Origin of the sequence: Sphingomonas sp. CCH9-E2 (assembly GCF_001557215.1) — a bacterium.
In the GTDB taxonomy this organism is placed as follows: Bacteria; Pseudomonadota; Alphaproteobacteria; order Sphingomonadales; family Sphingomonadaceae; genus Sphingomonas.
In genome coordinates this window covers 77,398-96,156 of record NZ_LSJM01000111.1, presented here as the reverse complement: position 1 = coordinate 96,156, position 18,759 = coordinate 77,398, and the positions used below count along the sequence as shown (strand labels likewise).

At 63.6% G+C, this 18,759-nt stretch carries 13 protein-coding genes and 1 pseudogene; 6 read left to right on the top strand and 8 right to left on the bottom strand.

Features of this window, described 5'->3' with window-relative positions:
• A partial coding sequence (locus AX681_RS06370) for an error-prone DNA polymerase (RefSeq protein WP_066681953.1) occupies positions 1 to 2,697 on the top strand: 2,697 nt, incomplete at its 5' end.
• A gap of 153 nt (positions 2,698 to 2,850) precedes the next feature.
• On the opposite strand, the gene AX681_RS06365 is transcribed toward AX681_RS06370, so the two are convergent.
• From AX681_RS06365 to AX681_RS06345, 5 genes are all read right to left on the bottom strand, one after another.
• Positions 2,851 to 5,934 (bottom strand): TonB-dependent receptor domain-containing protein, encoded by a 3,084-nt coding sequence (locus tag AX681_RS06365; protein ID WP_066659580.1) that lies wholly within the window; start codon positions 5,932 to 5,934, stop codon positions 2,851 to 2,853.
• 79 nt (positions 5,935 to 6,013) lie between these two features.
• Positions 6,014 to 7,762 (bottom strand): gamma-glutamyltransferase family protein, encoded by a 1,749-nt coding sequence (locus tag AX681_RS06360; RefSeq protein WP_231733724.1) that lies wholly within the window; start codon positions 7,760 to 7,762, stop codon positions 6,014 to 6,016.
• Positions 7,759 to 9,486 carry a gamma-glutamyltransferase gene (gene ggt / locus AX681_RS06355; protein WP_066659584.1) on the bottom strand — a complete coding sequence of 576 codons (1,728 nt, stop codon included), beginning with the start codon at positions 9,484 to 9,486 and terminating at the stop codon, positions 7,759 to 7,761. The genes AX681_RS06360 and ggt overlap by 4 nt, the downstream gene beginning before the upstream one ends.
• Positions 9,487 to 9,499: 13 nt before the next feature.
• Complete coding sequence (locus tag AX681_RS06350; RefSeq protein ID WP_231733725.1) at positions 9,500 to 10,786, bottom strand: dicarboxylate/amino acid:cation symporter; 1,287 nt, start codon at positions 10,784 to 10,786, stop codon at positions 9,500 to 9,502.
• Entirely contained in the window at positions 10,783 to 11,766 is a 984-nt protein-coding gene (locus AX681_RS06345; RefSeq protein WP_066681951.1) for a pyridoxal-phosphate dependent enzyme, read from the bottom strand. The genes AX681_RS06350 and AX681_RS06345 overlap by 4 nt, the downstream gene beginning before the upstream one ends.
• 141 nt (positions 11,767 to 11,907) lie before the next feature.
• On the opposite strand from AX681_RS06345, the gene AX681_RS06340 reads away from it, so the two are divergent.
• Together AX681_RS06340 and AX681_RS06335 are read left to right on the top strand one after the other, a co-directional pair.
• Positions 11,908 to 12,576 carry a helix-turn-helix transcriptional regulator gene (locus AX681_RS06340; protein ID WP_066656958.1) on the top strand — a complete coding sequence of 223 codons (669 nt, stop codon included), beginning with the start codon at positions 11,908 to 11,910 and terminating at the stop codon, positions 12,574 to 12,576.
• Positions 12,576 to 13,037, top strand: coding sequence for a RidA family protein (locus AX681_RS06335; RefSeq protein ID WP_066656962.1), 462 nt, complete (start codon positions 12,576 to 12,578; stop codon positions 13,035 to 13,037). Before AX681_RS06340 ends, AX681_RS06335 begins: the two co-directional genes overlap by 1 nt.
• Positions 13,038 to 13,618: 581 nt before the next feature.
• On the opposite strand, the gene AX681_RS23620 is transcribed toward AX681_RS06335, so the two are convergent.
• The 3 genes and pseudogenes from AX681_RS23620 to AX681_RS21330 form a co-directional block, all read right to left on the bottom strand.
• A complete protein-coding gene (locus tag AX681_RS23620; protein WP_082737825.1) occupies positions 13,619 to 13,912 on the bottom strand; it encodes a helix-turn-helix domain-containing protein in 294 nt (97 codons plus the stop codon).
• Positions 13,882 to 14,058, bottom strand: a pseudogene (locus AX681_RS23615) (helix-turn-helix transcriptional regulator); the annotation flags it as partial. The pseudogene AX681_RS23615 and the gene AX681_RS23620, both read right to left, overlap by 31 nt.
• A 78-nt stretch (positions 14,059 to 14,136) precedes the next feature.
• Positions 14,137 to 14,508, bottom strand: coding sequence for a zinc ribbon domain-containing protein (locus AX681_RS21330; RefSeq protein WP_082737827.1), 372 nt, complete (start codon positions 14,506 to 14,508; stop codon positions 14,137 to 14,139).
• Between the two features lie 213 nt (positions 14,509 to 14,721).
• Here AX681_RS21330 and AX681_RS06330 point away from each other — a divergent pair, with 213 nt between their 5' ends.
• The 3 genes from AX681_RS06330 to AX681_RS06320 all read left to right on the top strand — a co-directional run bounded on the left by AX681_RS06330 (position 14,722) and on the right by AX681_RS06320 (position 18,741).
• Positions 14,722 to 15,966 carry an MFS transporter gene (locus tag AX681_RS06330; protein ID WP_066656965.1) on the top strand — a complete coding sequence of 415 codons (1,245 nt, stop codon included), beginning with the start codon at positions 14,722 to 14,724 and terminating at the stop codon, positions 15,964 to 15,966.
• 184 nt (positions 15,967 to 16,150) lie between these two features.
• On the top strand, positions 16,151 to 17,380 hold the full coding sequence (locus AX681_RS06325) for a 2-hydroxyacyl-CoA dehydratase subunit D (protein ID WP_066656968.1): 1,230 nt from the start codon (positions 16,151 to 16,153) through the stop codon (positions 17,378 to 17,380).
• An 11-nt stretch (positions 17,381 to 17,391) separates the two neighbouring features.
• Positions 17,392 to 18,741, top strand: a complete 1,350-nt coding sequence (locus AX681_RS06320) for a 2-hydroxyacyl-CoA dehydratase subunit D (RefSeq protein ID WP_066656972.1) — start codon at positions 17,392 to 17,394, stop codon at positions 18,739 to 18,741.
• Positions 18,742 to 18,759: the final 18 nt, after the last annotated feature.

The window sequence follows — 18,759 nt, the reverse complement described above, 5'->3', positions numbered from 1 at the left end:
CCGCTGATCGCCACCGCCGATGTGCTCTATGCCACGCCGGATTGCCGCCCGCTGCACGATATCCTGACCTGCATCCAGGCTGGCGTGACGATCACCCAGGCCGGGCGGCGGCTGGAGGCCAATGCCGAGCGGCATCTGAAATCGCCCGAGGAGATGGCGCGGCTGTTCGCAGCCTGTCCCGACGCGATTGCGCAGACCGGGTTGCTGCTCGGCCGCATCGGCTTCGACCTCGATCAGTTGCGCTACGAATATCCGCATGAGCCGGTGCCGGACGGCTGGGACGCGCAGGACTGGCTGGAGCATATCGTCATCGAAGCGGCCAAGGCGCGTTACGGCGCGGTGCTGCCGGACAAGGTCACGGCGTTGCTGGCCGAAGAGTTCGCGCTGATCCGCGCGCGCAACTATGCCTGCTATTTCCTGACCGTCCACGATCTGGTGAAGTTCGCGCGCAGCCAGCAGCCGCCGATCCTGTGCCAGGGCCGCGGCAGCGCGGCCAATTCGATCGTCTGTTTTCTGCTCGGCGTCACCTCGGTCGATCCCACCGAATATGACCTGCTCTTCTCACGCTTCGTGTCGGAAGAGCGCGACGAGCCGCCCGACATCGATGTCGATTTTGAGCATGAACGGCGCGAGGAGGTGATCCAGTATATCTATCGCCGCTATGGCCGCCACCGCGCCGCCATTGCCGCCACGGTGATCCATTACCGCCCGCGTAGCGCGGTGCGGGAAGTCGGCAAGGCGCTGGGGCTGAGCGAGGATGTCACCGCGCGGATCGTCAGCACCGTGTGGGGCAGCTTCAGCCGCGACCGGCCCGACAAACGGGTGAGTGAGGCGGGGTTCGATCCGCAAGCGCCTGAAATCCGCCGCCTGATCGACCTGGCCGGGCAATTGCTCGCCGCGCCGTTCCCGCGCCATCTGTCACAGCATGTCGGCGGCTTCGTGCTGACGCAGGACCGGCTGGATGAGACGGTGCCGCTGCACCATGGTGCGATGGAGGGGCGCACCTTCATCGAATGGGACAAGGACGATATCGACGCGCTCTCGATCATGAAGGTCGACGTGCTCGCCCTCGGCATGCTGACCTGTATCCGCAAGGCGTTCGACCTGATCCGCGCGGAGGGGGAGGGGGATCACACACTGGAGGTCGACCTTCAGTCCGACGATCCCGCCGTCTATGCCATGCTGCAACGTGGCGACAGCGTCGGGGTATTCCAGGTCGAAAGCCGCGCGCAGATGAACATGCTGCCGCGCCTGAAACCCCGCAATCTCTATGACCTGACCGTGCAGGTCGCGATCGTGCGGCCCGGGCCGATCGAGGGCGACATGGTCCACCCCTATCTGCGGCGGCGGTGCGGCGAGGAACGGGCGGAATTTCCCTCGCCCAAGCCGCCGCACGATCCCGATGAACTGCGCAGCCTGCTCGGCAAGACCTATGGCGTGCCGATCTTCCAGGAGCAGGCGATGAAGCTGGCGATCGTCGCGGCGGGTTTTACCCCGTCCGAAGCGAACCAGCTGCGCCGGGCGATGGCCACGTTCCGCAATGTCGGCACGATCGGGCTGTTCGAGGCGAAGATGGTCGATGGCATGGTCGCCAAGGGCTATACGGCGGACTTCGCCCAGCGTTGTTTCAACCAGATCCGGGGGTTTGGCAGCTACGGCTTTCCCGAAAGCCATGCGCTGTCCTTCGCACGGCTGGTCTATGTGTCGTCGTGGATCAAATGCCATCACCCGGCGGCGTTCGCCTGCGCACTGCTCAATTCGCAGCCGATGGGCTTTTACGCCCCGGCGCAGATCGTGCGCGACGCGCGCGAACATGGGGTCGAGGTTCGCGCGATCGACGTGAACCATAGCGGCTGGGACAATAGCCTGGAGCGCGATGCAGCGGGGGCGCTCGCGCTGCGGCTGGGGTTTCGCCAGATTGACGGGTTTCGCGCGGACTGGGCCGATGCGCTGGTGGCGGCGCGTGCGGAAGGGCGCTTCGATGCGATCGAGCCGCTGGCGCGCCGTGCCGATCTGCCCGCGCGCGCGCTGCGGCTGCTCGCCGATGCCGATGCCTATGGATCGCTCGGCCTGTCGCGGCGCGAGGCGCTGTGGGAGGCGCGGCGCACGCCGTCGGGCGAGCTCCCGCTGTTCGCCGCCGCGCGGGCGCGCGAACTGGGCACCGAACCGGTGATCGACCTCCCCGCCATGCCGCAAAGCGAGGAAGTGGCAGCGGATTACCAGACGATCCGCCTCTCTCTGAAGGACCATCCGATGACCTTTCTGCGCCCCGTGCTGCGCGCAGAGGGCGTGCTGAGCTGCGCCGAGACTAGCGCGGCCAAGGCGGGACGCCGCGTGCGTACCGGGGGCGTCGTGCTGATCCGTCAGCGCCCCGGCAAGGGCAATGCGATCTTCATCACGATCGAGGATGAAACCGGCGTGACCAATATCCTGTTGTGGGCGCGGCTGTTCGAGATCAATCGCCGTGCAGTAATGAGCGCGCGGCTGATGGTGGTCGAGGGTGAGGTTCAGCGCAGCAAGGAAGGGGTGGTCCATCTGATGGCATCGCGCGTGTTCGATCGCACCGACCTGCTCCGCAACCTCGCCGACGAAGCGCCGCAGCCAGCGCTGTGCCGCCCCGATGAAGTCGCGCGCCCGGTCCAAAGCCGCCATCCGCGCGATGTCCGCATCCTGCCGCGTTCGCGCGATTTCCATTGAAGCCAGGTCACGCCCGGCGAGAAAGCCGGCGCTCTCGATTGTCCCGTAGGATGGTGACCCAATCCTGCATTCGGCAGTTGTTGGTTTACGAGCGTATTTCGGAGGCATCCTATGATGGGGCGGTGCCGAGCATAGGCCCCGCCCCGGTTGTTGTCAGAATGCCTTGCGCGCAGACACGTAGAACTGTCGACCACGATTCCCGTAGAGTTCGCCGATATAGCCGAAAGAATTGTCGGCCAGCGGCGCGAGATTGTTGGTAAGATTGCGGATGCCGAACCGGATTCGGGTATTCGCCATCAAGCCGGCATTGTCCTTTTTGCCAAAGCTCACCTGACCATAGATGCTGTGGGTGATATGTTCGTCGACGCGCCAGGTCGTGCCATCGGCCAATGCTGCGCCGAGGTCGTTGACCGGACCGACATAGGAGCCGAAATAGCCAAGTCCGAGCTTCCCCAGTCGCCAGGTGACGGTCGCGGATGCGCGCCACTTCGGACGCCCGTCCTGCTCGAGCAGGTCCTGTGCCCCGGCAATGGTGATCGTCGGATCGATCAGCCCGCCATCTTGCGCATCGATCAGCGACTGTCGCACCGCATCCGGTTCCTGATAGAATTTGAACAGGTGCGCGGCGTTCAGCTTCACATCGAAATCGCCCAGCGGCGTGTCATTCAGTTCGTAGTACAGCGCCAAGTCGAGCCCGCGCACGGTCCGCGGGCTGAGATTGGTGTAGTTGTCGATGACCTGGATCACGCGGCCGACCGGCGTGAGCCCGGTGCCCGCAAACGCGTCGATCTCTGCCTGGGTCGGCGCCGCGCGCTGCACGTTCGGGTTGGCGCTGCCGTTCAGCCGCAACAGATAGTCGAGCGTGAGCGCGTTGCTATCTCCGAACAGCCCGATCAGGTTGCGCTGCTTGATCTGCCAGAAGTCGGCGGTCAGCGTCAGTCGGCCAAGGCTGCGCGGGATCGGTGCCTGCAGCGTGGCGCCGAAGTTGAGATTGTCCGATTCCTCCGGCTTCAGCGTTTCGCTTCCGGACCGGTTCGACACCACACCCTGGCTGCGCGTGCAGGCGTCGAAATTGGCAATCAGACCGCGCCGCTCATCCGCCTCGCACTTGATCCAGTCTGTGCGCGTGTTCGATCGCTGGATACCGCGCTCGAACTGCTGGGGCAGGTTCGGCGCACGGAAGCCCTGCGACCAGGCACCGCGGAACTGAAGGCCGCGCAGAGGGAACCAGGATGCCGCCACCTTGGGCTTTGCGACGGTTCCGAATGCGGTGTAATCCTCGACGCGCCCGGCCAGCTGCAGATTGAGACTGTGGATCAGCGGGACGTTCATGTCGGGCGACACCAGTGGCACTGCCAGCTCGGCAAAGGCCGACTTCACCTCACGCGAACCGCCGCTGTCGGGCGTCGGACTGGCCCCCATCGTATCGCTGCCATTGCCCGATCCGTCGAGCGCGACAAAGGTGATCGTGCCGTCGAGCCGGGGATCGCGATCCTCGGTATAGGTTTCGCGCCGATACTCGACACCGGCCGCAACCCCGACATCGCCGGCGGGTAGGGTGAACAGGTTCGGCTTGGACAGCTTGAAATCCCACAACGCCATGTCCGTGATCGACAGCCGGTAGATATCGACCATGAAGCCGTCGATCACCGACTGGGGATTGGGCGAGGAGTCGACACGCGCGGGGTTCTGCGGAGATCCGCCGTTAAAGGGGTTGTAGGCCGTCGCATCGGTGCGTGACAGCGCCTCCTGGAACAGGGTCAGGCTGATCGTGTGCATCGTGTCCTTGGTTCGGGCACGCGAATACAGCCCGGCCGTTTCCCAGTCGAACCCGCCGATCGTGCCCCGAAAGCCGCCAAGGAACCGGGTCGTTTCATTGACCACGTTGATGCGGATCGGTCCCGCGTCGATCGGGCGATAGTCGATCAGTTCAAGCGGCACACCGGTCGTCGCGACACCGGTCAGCAGCGGCAGGCGGTTGGGACTGCCCACCGGCCCGAACGGATTCCAATAGGCGGTGATCGGGATGATCAGGCGCTGATTGGCGAGCGACGTATCCTGTTCGCGAACGCCGTCGAAAACCCCGCGATAATAGCCCGCCTCGGCAAAGAATTCGAGGCGGTCGCTGAATTCATGATTGAGATAGCCGAAGACATTGTACCGTTCGTTCCGACCCTGAATCGTGCGCACATCATTGGTGTCGTAGCGCAGATTATTGTCGGTGCTGGCCGTCGACAGGCTGCTATTGTCGTAGCAGACTCCGGCACCTGCCGGTGCGATACATCCCTCGTTGCTGTCGGGCTGAACGTGGAAGATGCCGCTCGTCGTCAGCGCCGTGCCATTGTAGCTCGCGGTTGTGGTCGAGGCGACATAGGCATTGGTCAGTCGCTGAAACTCGGCCCAGATCGTATCGTTCGAACGATTGTCGAAATCGGTGTCGTTCGCGAAGGGGGTATTGGCGACCAGCGGGCGCAGATCGCTCGACCGCGAGTTCCAGCGATCGCGCGCGAAGAGCGGATCGCGGTGGTTATAGGTACCGAACACCGAGATGTTGGTGCGGCCGCCATTGAACGTCTTCCCCGCCTCGAACGAAATCTCCGCCTCGTTCTGCTCGCTGTCCTCGGTCATCGAGAATTCGCCATCGACCGTCAGCCCGTCAAAGCGGGTCTTGAGCACGGTGTTGACCACGCCTGCCACGGCATCGGTGCCATAGATCGCCGCCGCGCCATCGCGCAGCACCTCCACCCGCCGCACGCCGCGAACCGGAATGGTGTTGGTATTGACGCTCTGCACTGGAACCAGATTCTCGCTCTGCGTACCGGGGTGGAGCACCAGGCGACGCCCATTGAGCAGCACCAGCGTGTTGCCGGTGCCAAGGCCACGCAGGTTGATCGACGCCGTGTCGCCGCGCGCATCGTTGATCCCGCCGGCATCGCGGCTTTCGTTGAAGGCGACGTCGCCCGCCTGGGGGATGGCGCGGAACAGATCGTCGCCGCTGGATGCGGCGACCGCGTCGATGTCGGTCGATTCCAGCACGGTCACGGGCAACACGTCCGTGACGCGCGATCCCCGGATCTGCGATCCGACGACGACAATCTCCTCGTCCTGCGGCTCGGGGTCGACGGCGGACGACGGTTCATCGACCGCACTATCCTGCGCAAGCGCGGTACTGGCTGTCATCAGCGATGCGCCGCACAGCAGCCAAGCGGCGCGATGGATGTTCTTTTTGATCTTCATATCTCTGCATCCCTGAAGAAGGTTTTGTTCTCATTCCTGCTTCACGCGCGCGGCTTTGCGCCGCTTGTCGTTCATTCGATCATCGTTTCGGTGCGGGCTCGAATATGGCGATGCCGTCACGGCGGCGGTCGGCGCCGCCATCGAATCTGCCGTTGCGGATCATGAAGCCGTGGATGCCGGAATCCTCGCCGCTGCCGCTGCGCACTTCCACGCCGCGCGCGCGCAGCCCTTCGGCAACCTGAGGCAACATCGCGTGGACCTCGCCGTTGAAGTTGGCGTCGCGCGCGACAAGGTTGGGCAGGTCGATCGCCACCTGCATCGGCAGATTCCAGTAGAGGGCGCCGACCAGCGTCTTGGCGACATAAGCGGGAATGGCATTGCCCCCGGGCGAGCCGACAGCGCCGACCAGATTATTCTCCCGGTCCAGGATCAGCACTGGCGTCATCGACGAACGTGGCCGCTTGCCCCCCGCGACCGCGTTCGCCGAGGGACGCGATGTTTCCTCAACGATCGGGCGGAAGGAGAAATCGGTCATTTCGTTGTTGAGGAAGAAGCCGTCGACCATCCGGCCCGATCCGAAATAGCTTTCGATCGTGGTCGTCATGGATATCGCGTTGCCCCGGGCATCGACGATGACGAAATGGCTGGTCCCGGCCGGTTCCCGCGTGGCATCGGCGCCAACGGGCTGACTCCCGGGCGGTCGACCCGAAGGCGGTTCCTTGCCCGCCCTTTCAGCGATCAGCTTAGCGCGGTGGGCGATATAGTCGGGGTGCAACAGCCCCGCGACCGGCACCGGCGTGAAATCGGGATCGCCGACCCATCGGTCGCGATCGGCATACATGATGCGGCTCGCCTCCGCGAACAGGTACCAGGCCTGCGGATCGGCCGGGCCGCGCCGCGCAATGTCAGTGCGGTCGAGTAGTCCGAGCAGGTGCAGCAGCCCGACCCCGCTGGCCGGAGGCGGCGGCGCGCAAATGATCTGGACATGGACCCGGCACAGCGGGGTCAGCTTTTGCGGCTGATAGCTGGCCAGATCGTCCAGCGTCATCACGCCGGGATAGGCTCCCTCGCGGACCTTGGCGACGATCCGCGCCGCCGTCTCGCCCTTGAGCAGCGCGTCGGGGCCCTGCCGCGCCATGCGGCGCAGGAACGCGGCATAGGCCGGGTTCTTGAGCGTATCGCCGGTCGTCACCTTGCTGCCGTCGGGTTTGGCGAAGAACGCCACGACATCGGGCGCGCTCGCCTGCGGAAAGGTCCCGACAATGTGCCGGTTTAGCCGCTCGGTGACGGTAAAGCCCGCCTCGGCCGTCTTTGCGGTGAATTCGAACAAGCTGCCCCAATCGAGCGTCCCCGAACGCTGATGCACTGCGTGGAGCATCGACATGACGCCGGGTACACCCGTGGCACGACCGCTCAGCATCGCCTGCCTGCGCGGGATCGGGGTGCCGTCGGATTGCAGCAGCATATCGGGCGTCGCTGCTTTGGGTGCGCGCTCCCGCCCGCTCCACGCCGAAACACGCTTGGTCGCGGCGTCGTAATACATCAGGAAGCCGCCGCCCCCGACGCCGGAGCTTTGCGGCTCGACCAGCCCCAGCATCACCTGGACGGCGACCGCGGCGTCCGCAGCACTGCCCCCCCGGCGCAGCACCTGAAGCCCGGCCTCCACCGCCAGCGGGCGCGCCGCCGACACGAAGATGCCCGGACTGACAGGCAGTGTCGCGGCAGGGGCGGTCGGCGCGCGACGTGCGGGCGTTTGCGCCTGCGCATGGGCGAGGGGCTGGATGGCAAGCGCCGTTCCCAGCAGCGCGGTCAGTACGCGCCGCATCATTGTGCCACCGCCAGCGCGCCCGGACGGCGCGGATCGGCACCGCCAAGGATCAGACCGTTTTCGATCATGATCGACTGGGCGCTGCCCATCGTCTGGTCGGATCGGATCCGGTGCCCCTTGGCTTTCAGCAGCGCCAAAGTGTCGGGGTTGAAATTGGGTTCGACCTGCAGTGTGTCGGTGTTGTTCTGGAAGATGCGCGGGTGATGCGTGGCCTCTGCCACGTTGAGTTTATAGTCGACGGTGTTGACGATGATCTGCACGACGGTGGTGATGATCGTGCCGCCGCCCGGCGTTCCGACGATCAGCCAGGGCTTGCCGTCCTTGAACAGGATGCTCGGAACCATGGTCGATAGCATCCGCTTGCCCGGGGCCATGGCGTTGGGGGGCAAAGGCTGTCCCGCGCGGATCGCGCGCCATGCGCTTTCATGGTCGAAATTGTTCATCTGATTGTTCATCAGAATGCCGGTGCCTTCGATCATCACGCCCGATCCGAAATCGGCGCCGAGCGTGTAGGTGAAGGACACCGCGTTCCCCTGATCATCGACGACCGAGAAATGGGTGGTGTTGGGGCTTTCATGCGCCCAAGGATCGCCCGCCGGCTGATCCACGCGCTTCGATGCCTGGGTCAGCGACACCTTTTTCGCGCGCTCGGCCGCAAACGCCTTGGAGGTAAAGCCCTTGAGCGGAACCCGGACGAAATCGGTGTCGCCCAGATGGCGATAGCGATCGATGTAACCGATCTTCATCGCCTCGCTCATCACGTGAAGCGACTGGGCGGACCCGAGCGGCATCGACGCCAGGTCGAAATTCTCGAGGATGTTGAGGATTTCGAGCAGCGTCGCACCACCGGCGCTGGCCGGCGGCACCGTCTTGATCTGGACGTCGCGATAGCTGCCCTCCAGCGGGGCGCGCTCGACCGCCTTGTAGGCGGCCAGATCGGCGAGGGTGATCAGTCCGCCATGCTTCGCCATATCGGCCGCGATCCGCTTGGCGATCTCACCGGTGTAGAAGGCCTTGGCCCCGTCTCGCGCGATTTCGCGCAGCGACCAGGCGAGTTCGGGCTGCTTCATCACCTCTCCGGCAACATAGAGGCTGCCATCGGGCTTGTAGAAAGTACGGCGGCCCGACTCCGACACCGACAGCCGTTCCTTGCCCCAGCTGAACACAAAGGCTTCGTCGGGCGACAGCACGACCCCGTCCGCGGCCAGTGCGATGGCCGGCTCGACCAGCTTGGCCCAGGGCAGCTTGCCGTGCTTGCGGTGCGCCAGCTCAAGCCCCGAAACGGTGCCGGGCACGTCCGGCGCCTTGTACCCGAAGCTCGCGACGCGGGTTTCCTCACCCTTGTCATCGACGAACATCTCGAGCCGGGCCGCCAGCGGCGCGACACCGCGAAAATCGATCACGCTGGTCTGGCCGCTCTTGGCGTCATAAATGGTCATGAAACCATCGCCGCCGATATTACCCGCGCGCGGCAGCGTGACCGCCAGCGCAAAGGCGACCGCGACCGACGCATCGATCGCATTGCCGCCTGCGCGCAGCACCTTGATACCGACCTGCGTCGCGATCTCGTTCTGGCTGACCACCATCCCGCGTGTCCCGACGACGGGCGATCGGATGCTGGGATATTCGAGCAGCTGGCGCGACTGGCTCCAGGCCGGTGCGACCGGCGCGGCGAGCATGGCCAGCAGCGCGGTCCAATGGGTGAGGTGGCGCATCAGGCGCATCGGCAAATTCCCCTTAAACATCGCGAGCGGATTGATATTCGGCGACGTCGATCTCGCCCTCCCAGCGCGCGACCGTGGTCGCGATCGCGAGATCGGCGGTGACGTTCGGAATGATGCGGATCATGTCGAGGATGCGGTCGAACGGCAGGATGAACCCGACGAGGATCGCGGTCTGGGCCGGGGTCGCCCCGATCGCTGCGAGCACGGCGGCCAGCACGAACAGCGATCCCGACGGCACCGGCGCGATGCCCATCGCCACCAGCACCGTGGTGATGCCCGCGACCAGATAGGTCTCTGGCCCCATCGGGATGCCGAATGCCTGTGCCGCGAACATCGTCAGCATCGCGACATACATGGCCGCGCCATCCATCCCGATCGTTGCGCCGAGCGGCAATACGGTCGAGGTGACACTAGGGCTGATGCCCAGATTCTTCTCCGCCACACGGATTGCGACCGGGAGGGTCGCGGATGAGGACGAGGTCGAAAAGCCGACGACGATCGCGTCCATCACACCGCGGAAGAACGGCACCGGTGGCAACCACGCCGCCAACCGGATCAACCCGCCATGCACGATCAGCGTCTGGACGAGTGCGCCGGACAAGACACACAGCGCCAGTTTAAACACCGACAGGAACGTGTCGGGTCCGCTGGTCCCCATCACCACGGCGATCAGCGCGAACACGCCGAACGGTGCGACCTCCATGACGAAGCCGACGAGCTTGAGCATCACCTCGCTCGCCGAATCGAGCAACGCCTTGACCGGCTGGCCCGCCTCGCCTGCGACGATCACGCCGCAGCCGAGGAAGATCGCAAAGAAGATGATTGCCAGCGTATCGCCATTGGCGAGCGCCTCGATCGGATTGGCCGGAATGATGCCGAGGAAGATATCGGCGGGTGCCTTGATCGCGCCAAGGTCACGCGGCACCGAATGGGCCAGGTCGGCGCCCATACCGGGCTGCCACAATGTCCCCATCGCAAGGCCGACGGTGACCGCGATTGCGGTCGTGAAGACATACAGGCCGATGGCGCGGCCGCCGATGCTGCCCAGTCGTTTCGGATCGCCGATCGCTGCGACGCCAGACGCGATGGTCACGAAGATCAGCGGAGCGACCAGCATCCGGATCAGCCGGACGAACATGTCGCCCGCCCAGCGCAGGCTGGTCGCGCCCTCGCCCCAGATCAGCCCGGCGATTGCCCCGAGCACGAGCCCGGCCAGGATGCGGACCCACAGCGGAATGGCGAACCAGCGGGCCGCCAGCCCCATGCGCGGACGGGTTGCGGCCGGCGCGCTTTCGCTCATACCGCCGTCCCCGCGCGGATGATGTAGCCGTAAACGGCGGGATCGACATTGCCACCGCTGATGATCACACCGATTCGCGCGCCACTCGGCGCGTCGGCAAGTGCGGCCGCAAGTCCCATGCAGCCGGTGGGCTCGACGACCTGCTTCATCCGTTCCATGCAAAGCCGCATGGCCTGACCCAGCGCGACATCCGTCACGGTGGTCAGCCGATGGACCAGCGAGCGCACCGCCGTGAAGGTAATCGGCCCCATCTGCGGTGCCTGTGCGCCGTCCGCGATGGTATCCGGAATGTCGATCTTCACGATGCGATTGGCATCGAGCGAGCGACGCGCGCGGTCGCCGCCCGCCACTTCGACCCCGACAACCTCACAATCCGGGGACATCGCCGCCGCGGCGATTGCCGATCCGGCAATCAGGCCGCCGCCGCTGATCGGCACATACAGCCGGTCGAGCGGGCCAACCTGTTCGATCAGCTCGCGCGTGGCGGTACCCTGACCCGCAATGATGTGCGGATGATCGAAGGGCGGAATCAGCGTCTGCCCTTCATCCTCAACAAGGCGACGCGCCATCCACTCGCGATCGTCCTTGCGGCGGTCATACAGGATCACCCGGGCGCCATAGCCGCGTGTCGCTGCCTGCTTCGCCGCAGGCGCATCCGACGGCATGAAGATCGTCGTCCGGATGCCTAGCATACGACCGGCCAGCGCGACCGCCTGGGCGTGGTTGCCACTGGAAAACGCAACCACACCGCGATGCGCTGCGGCACCGTCCAGCCGCGACAGCGCGTTATAGGCCCCCCGGAACTTGAACGCGCCGCCGCGTTGGAGGCTCTCCATCTTGAGGAACAGCTGTGCTCCAGCCAGCATGTCCAGATATTCCGACGTCATCACCGGGGTGACATGCGCAATGTCGGCAAGCCGCACCGCAGCGTCTTCGACATCGGAAAAAGTCGGAATCGATATTGCGTCAAGCGTCGCCATGCGGTCTCCAGCCCCCCGGAGGCAACGATTGGCGCCCCCGCTGAACATATGCTGCGCGAATTAGACTATTTGTCAATAGCTGGACTGTTCGATTAAATTTGCTTAGTGGCGGTGCCCGCCGGATGCATGAGGAGACCGAGGATGAATGCCGACCTTGACGGCACGACACGTGAGCGCGAGCGCGCGCTGATTCTGCGCGAGGCCGCGAAAATCGCGAAAGCGATGGCGAGCATGTTCGCGCCAACCTGCGAAGTCGTGCTGCACGACCTGACCCGACCCGAAAACTCGCTGGTGCTGATCGAAAACCCGATCTCGGGCCGGAAACTGGGTGATCCCACGACGGAAATCGGCGTGCTGCGGGTGGCCGATCCCGATTTCCCGGACGTGCTGCAAAACTATCCGAACAGCTTTCCCAACGGGCGTCCGGCCAAGAGCACTTCGGTCGGGCTGAGGGATTCATCGGGCCGCTGCGTCGCGGCGCTGTGCATCAACATGGACGTGTCGCTGCTCGGTTCGGCGCAACGGGTGCTCGAACAGTTGACCGCAACCGGCACCGATGCGCCAGTGCCCGAAACGCTGCGCACCCGGTCCGTCTCGGAGGTGCGGATCGCGCTCGAAACCTTCGCGGCGAGCCATGCCGCCGAGCCGCGTGCGCTCGGCATCGAACAGCGTCGCGAAGCGATCCGCATGCTCGCCGACTCCGGCCTGTTGCAACTGCGCGGCGGCGCGTCGGTTGCGGCCGACACGCTCGGTATCTCGCGCGCGACGCTCTACAACACGCTCAACCGCGCCGATTCAAAGGAAAGCTGATGCCCGGCATAACTGACCGCCTCGCCGCTGCAGGCATTCGCCTGCCAACACCGCTGGTTCCCAAAGCCGAATATCTGCCATGGACGATCAGCGGCAGTCATCTCTACATTTCTGGTCAGGTCTCGCTGAACGACGATGTGAGCTTCACCGGCACCGTAGGCGCAGACGTCGATCTGGAAACGGCGATCCAGGCGGCGCGCCTGTGCGGTATCAACCTGCTCGCGCAGATGAATGCGGCATTGGAGGGCGATCTCGATCGCGTCGTGCGCGTCGTAAAGCTGGGCGGGTTTGTTCAGTGCGCGAGCGATTTTTCGCAGATCCCGCAAGTGATCAACGGTGCTTCGTCCTTGATGGTCGAAATCTTCGGCGAACGCGGTCGCCACGCCCGGTCGAGTGTCGGCGTGTATCGTCTACCGCGAAACGTCGCAGTGGAGATCGACGCGGTAGTGGAAGTTGCATGAGTTTGTTGAAGGCTGTCGGGCCAGATCGTCCCGCAATGTCCCGAAGTGACGAAGAAGTGCGGGACAAAAAGTGGGAGCCGCTTTAGCCAGGTCATCTGCAATGGCGCAATTCTGCCATTTCTCGCTTGACGCTGGTGACCCCTACGGGAGGGGCCTCGAAGTCTGCGAAATGGTGGGAATCCGCCGATTTTCAGACGGTGCAGGAGAGCCTCTGTACCCATTCTCTGTACACGTCGAACGCCATTCGTGCGACTTCTAGTCCTTATAGTCGACATCTTTGCCGGGGGCGTCAATAGCTGCATTCATCGCTCTTAGCGATGATCGTCGCTAGGTGCGCCCCGGCAATGCAAGTACAGTGTGGACATCGCAGGGGCCGCAAGTTCAATCCTCGCCACGCCCACCATGACAAAGACTGCTATTTTAATGAGTTAGCGTGCTTTTTGTTGACCTCGATACATGCTTCGACCAGTTGCGGTGCGGTAAAAGTGCGGTAAGAACCGATGTTCCGCGCCGGTGGCCGCGGCGATTTCGAGTCGGATTGCGGTGTGTCGTCGCTCAGCATTGCAAGCATCAATGCCGTGTTACTCACGGCGCGCGCACCAGCCCGTGTATGCTTCCAGGCTGTCGAAACCCAGGGCAGTGGCCAACTCCTTCCGAACTGGAAATTGGAACTGAGTTTCTAGCTCCGTTAGTTCAGTGCGAACGAGCGATGGAGTGGTGCCGTCCTCTCGCTCGAAGCGGGAAAGGGTCGCGGGACTGACACCAGCTTTGCTCGCCACAACAGAGAGCGACAGCTTGAGCTGTCGCCGTCGCCGGCGTGATGCTGGCCCCAGATTTGTGTCGTTTAGGGGTGCCCATCCCAGCCATCCAGGCACAGGGAGCCGGGCTCAAGATCCAAAGCAGGTTCCAGACGGAATACGGTCTCCGCTACCGGTATGCAGCGACCCAGCTCTAATCGGGAGATCGTCTCACGCCGCAACCCGGCTACTTCTGCAATTTGAGCCTGGCTCCATTCAGCCGGTTTCTCTCGTCGGCGACTCGACCACCGAAATCAGCAGGCACCGCTCACACAGGAAATTTGAGTAAACGCTGCTCGATCTTAGTCTGGCCGTCTATCAATCGCGCCACAAGAACCATGGCCCAGCAATGCTGCCAACCGTTGATTTCCTGCGCGCGTCAACGACAGCCATGACCAGCAAAAATGTTCGCCATCATCGAACACCGCCGGTTCGTCGGAGATCTTAACTCCTGAGAGGGTGGGACCAGAATAAGCAGGACAATGAAAAGTATCTTCGGTCGTATGCGCTTGAGGCGCCGCTTTATTGACCCTGACAGGTCGATGTTGTCGCTTTTTCTCCGCGGCACAGCGATAACAGTCCTTGCCGCTGATCGTGAAGTTCGACCCGCAGATGCCGCATATGATAAGCCCGGACAGCAGGCGCTTCGCTCGGGGCTTAGTGAGCGCGACCATTCCTATCGCTAACGCAGTACGTTCCAAAGGCGACTTGTGATCGCTCTCTGTGATGACACGGCGGGGTCGCAGGCTCCTTGCCTTGGAACTCGCTGCCGCAGGTTCTGTCTTGTGGCGTTCCGATAGTGTTCGATCGTCGTAAAATGGTTTACTAGTTTACGGCTTCCCCCTTATTGTGCCGGATAGGTGGCGCGATGCTGCTGGGAGAGGCAAATGCGCGAAGCGCTCAGGAGCGGGGACTCGGCATCGAGCCCGAAGTTAAATCTACGTGTCCTCACGTTCTGCTTCGTGGCAGCTCTGGTGGACGGTATCGATACCCAGACGCTGGCGATTGCCGTGCCGCTGATTGCCAAAGACTGGGACTTGCCCTTGGCCGCTTTCGGTCCTGCGCTCGTTGCCTTCTCCGCTGGACTGGTCGTCGGGTCGGTTCTGGCTGGTTGGGCAGCCGACAAGGTGGGGCGGAAGACAACATTGCTGGTAGCTGTCACGACGGTCGGGTTCTCCACTCTGGCCGTCCCCTTCACCGGAGGCATCGCGCTGCTCAGCGTCGTGCGCTTCTTCGGAGGAGCCGGCGTCGGCGGCGCGCTTGTCTGCATCATTGCGATCTGCACAAGCCTCGCTGCAGGCGCTCGCGGCTCCCGACTGGCCTTAGTCGTCTATGTCGGCGCACCATGCGGATATCTCATAGCATCGCTGGTCGGCTCTCGATTGCTAGCGTCGGGCAATTGGCCGCTGCTTTTCATCATCAGCGGCGGTATCACACTGGCGCTCGCAGTCGCGCTCGCCATCATGTTTCCATCGCTTACACCCAGCGCATCTAGTGTCGATAAAGCCGAGCAACAGCGCGGCGGCTTGTTCGGCCACGGGCGCGGCGTGCGAACCGCAATGCTCTGGGTCGCGATGTTGCTCGGGTTCACGGCCACCTTCCTGTTGCTCAACTGGCTACCCTCAATCCTCACGATGGCCGGGCTCTCTGCTGCCGACGCAGCGGTCAGCGGGTCGGTGATCTATGTGGGATCGATCATCGGCACGCTTGGCTTCGCCGCCGCCGCTGCGCGATGGTCGGTGGGCCCGATATTAGGGGCACTCTACGCGCTTGGCACGGTAGCGGCATTGGTCATTCATGTTCTTGGCCCGGCCAGCGGATGGGTCGCTTCCGCTGGCCTGTTGATCCTAGGGATCGCAGTGATCGGCGGACAGATCGCGTTGATGGTGTTCTCTGCATCGTTCTACCCGCCGCAGTTCCAAGGCCGCGGGGTAGGATGGGCGATCGGCGTGGGGCGACTGGGATCGTTGCTTGGACCCGCACTCGGTGCGGCGCTGATCAGTTCGGCAGCCTCGCGTGACAGCGTGTTTCTCGTTCTTGGGGCGCTGGTCGGCGCCTGTACGGTCGTGATCGCGATCCTGTCGTGGATGCTGATGACGGGCCGTGCGACCGACCAGAGTCATACGGGCTGATGCGCCGTTCATCGGGATCAGCCTAGTTGAGAGATACTTAATAGTCCGCGTTGCGATTGGCTGGACCCATAATCTGTGAGGGAAATCAAACGATGGCGGGCTTGCAAATTGTGTGAGTGATGCTCATTAAAGAGATGGCGGCATAAAGTCGGCGGATGGGATGATGGCAGGCGCAGATATTCAAATGGACCGAACCGACATCGGCGCGACCTTCAATGCGGGCGCTCCGCTCACGCGGCTGCGTGAAGTCGCAGCCGATCCCTCCGCCTATGTAACGGAATGGAAGCGGCAGTCGGGACGGCGGGTGTTGGGCGTCCTCCCGATGAACCTGCCGCTCGAGATCGTCGATGCGTGCGGTGCGCTTCCAGTCATCATCCAGGAGACTCGCGAGCCGATCACGGTCGGCAATACGCTGCTGGTCGAGTTCAACTGCGGCTATACCCGCAACCTCGCCGACCAAGCGGGCCTGCAGCGAATGGGTGGATATGACGGCTTCGTCTTCGCCGACCATTGCATCCAGCTATTTGGCGCGGCGGACGTGATCCGCGCTTTCTATCCCGACAAGCCGCTCTTCTTCAGCCAGCTCATCTCCGCCATGGGCGATCCCTGGAGCTTCGGCGAAGCGAAACGCAGCCTTGAGACATTGGTCGCCGAACTGAGCGAGTTCGTCGGGCGAGCGGTGACGCCGGACGATTTGCGCCGCAGCATCGCGGCACGCAACGAGAACCGCCGGCTCCAGCGCGAGATTTTCGCGGCCAGGCGGGAGGGGCGTATCTGGGTCACGGCCAGCGACCTGCAGGCGATCGTGAAGTCCAGCATGGTCATGGACGTGCGCGAACACACGGCCTTGCTGCGCCGGTTGCACCTTGCCGCAGCGCCGCTGGTGCAGGACGGTTCGCGCGTCAAGGTTCATTTGTCCGGTCATTTCTGCCACGCCCCGCAGGTCGAATTGCTTGATCTGATCGAGGATGCGGGCGGCTTGGTCGTGGATGACGATCTCTACCACGGCTTCCGCTTCATCTCGACCGATGCGCCCGAGGATATCGAACCGATCGACGCGCTGACCCGCTGGTATCTCGACCGGAATACCGCTGTTCCCTGTCCTACGCGCGTGCAGAACGACGTCGATTGGGACGGCTATCTGCTCCGCGCGACGCAGCGTAGCGGGGCAGAGGCCATCATCGTGCTGATGGCCAAGTTCTGCGAACCGCACATGCTTTACTATCCCGAGCTGCGGCGCGGTCTTGACGCACATGAGGTCCCGCATTTGTTGCTGGAGACCGAGCATGAGGGCGTGCCGGAGGAGACGATCCGCACCCGATTGGAAGCGTTGTTCGAGCGCGTTCATCGCAAGCGATCAGCCCCGGCCAGGAGCGCCGCGCAACTCACCCCTAACCTCAGTCCGATCGCCTAGGAGTATCCACCATGGTTCAGGCCGCCGTGCAAACCGACAAGACCACCAGGTTGGCCGCGAATGCTGCGGGTCGGCATATGGTCAGCGATTATTGGGAGAACATCTTCACGGCACGCGAGCGAGGCGCGCAGGTCGTCTGGTACAATGGCGACGCGGTCAATCCGTTCTTCCAGGCCGCCGGTATCGAATGGGTGCATGGCGAGGCGTTCTCTGCCCGGCTCGCGGCGCAGCGGCTGGAGAAGACAGCGCAGCTGGCCGGCAAGGAATATGGCTATGTCGACGAGCTCTGTTCCTATGCACGTACGCATCTGGGCTGTGCGGTCCTTGCAAAGAAGGGCGCTGAAGATGCCAAGAACGGCATCGTGAACGAAGCGGATCGCGAGCATCTCGCGAGCAAGCTCCCTGTGCCGAACTTCTTCGTCAACGCCTATGCCGGGTGCAGCACCGGGCAGCAATGGGACGAGATCACCTATCGGGTCTTCGGCAAGGAAGTGCCGATCTTCAACATCTCGATGCCGTTCCTGTGGGGCTCGAAGCCGGATGCGATGTACCTGCGCGGGCAGGAGTGGGAGGAAGCGACCGACTTCGTGTCGAAGCAGCTGTATGCGCTGGTCGAGTTCCTGGAGCAGATGACCGGCCGCCCGTTCGACTGGGACGCGCTGCGCCGCATCATGGGGCAGATCAAGGCGGCATCGATGCTGCGCCGCGAGGCGATGGCGATGTGCAAGGGCGTGTCGCCCACCCCGATGACGTTCTGGGACTGGATCGCCAGCGTCGCGCACATCAACTTCCTGCCCGCGAGCGACGAACTGGTCGACTATTTCCGCGCCATCCGCGACGAGGTCGCAATGCGAGTGGAGCAGGGCATTCCAGCAATTCAGAACGAGCGCTACCGCCTCTATTTCGACGGCATCATGAATTGGAACAAGCTGGGCGTGCTCGCGCGGACCTTTGCCGAGCATGACGTGGCAGTGATCTGCGGCCGATACACGCACAACGCTTTTTGGCAGGAACCGCATCTGATCGATCCCGAGGATCCGATCCGCGGCATGGCGCAGCACTATCTGCTCTGTCCGATGAATCATGGTGTGAAGACGCTGGAATATCTCACCAATCGCGATTGCGTGGATTATGGCGTCGACGGCATCGTGTTCCATTCGACGCGGACCTGCCGCGCGTTCACCAACACCCAGCACCTGCTCGCAAAGTCGGCGCAGGACAAGCTCGGCCTCCCGTCGATGTTCTTCGAAGGGGATATCGCAGACGAGTCGTTCTACAAGCCGGAGATCCTCGAGACGCGCCTGGAGGCGCTGCTCGAGACAATCGACGTGCGTCGCGCCAAGATGCGGTCGGCGGCGTGATCCCTTCCGAGCCAGGCG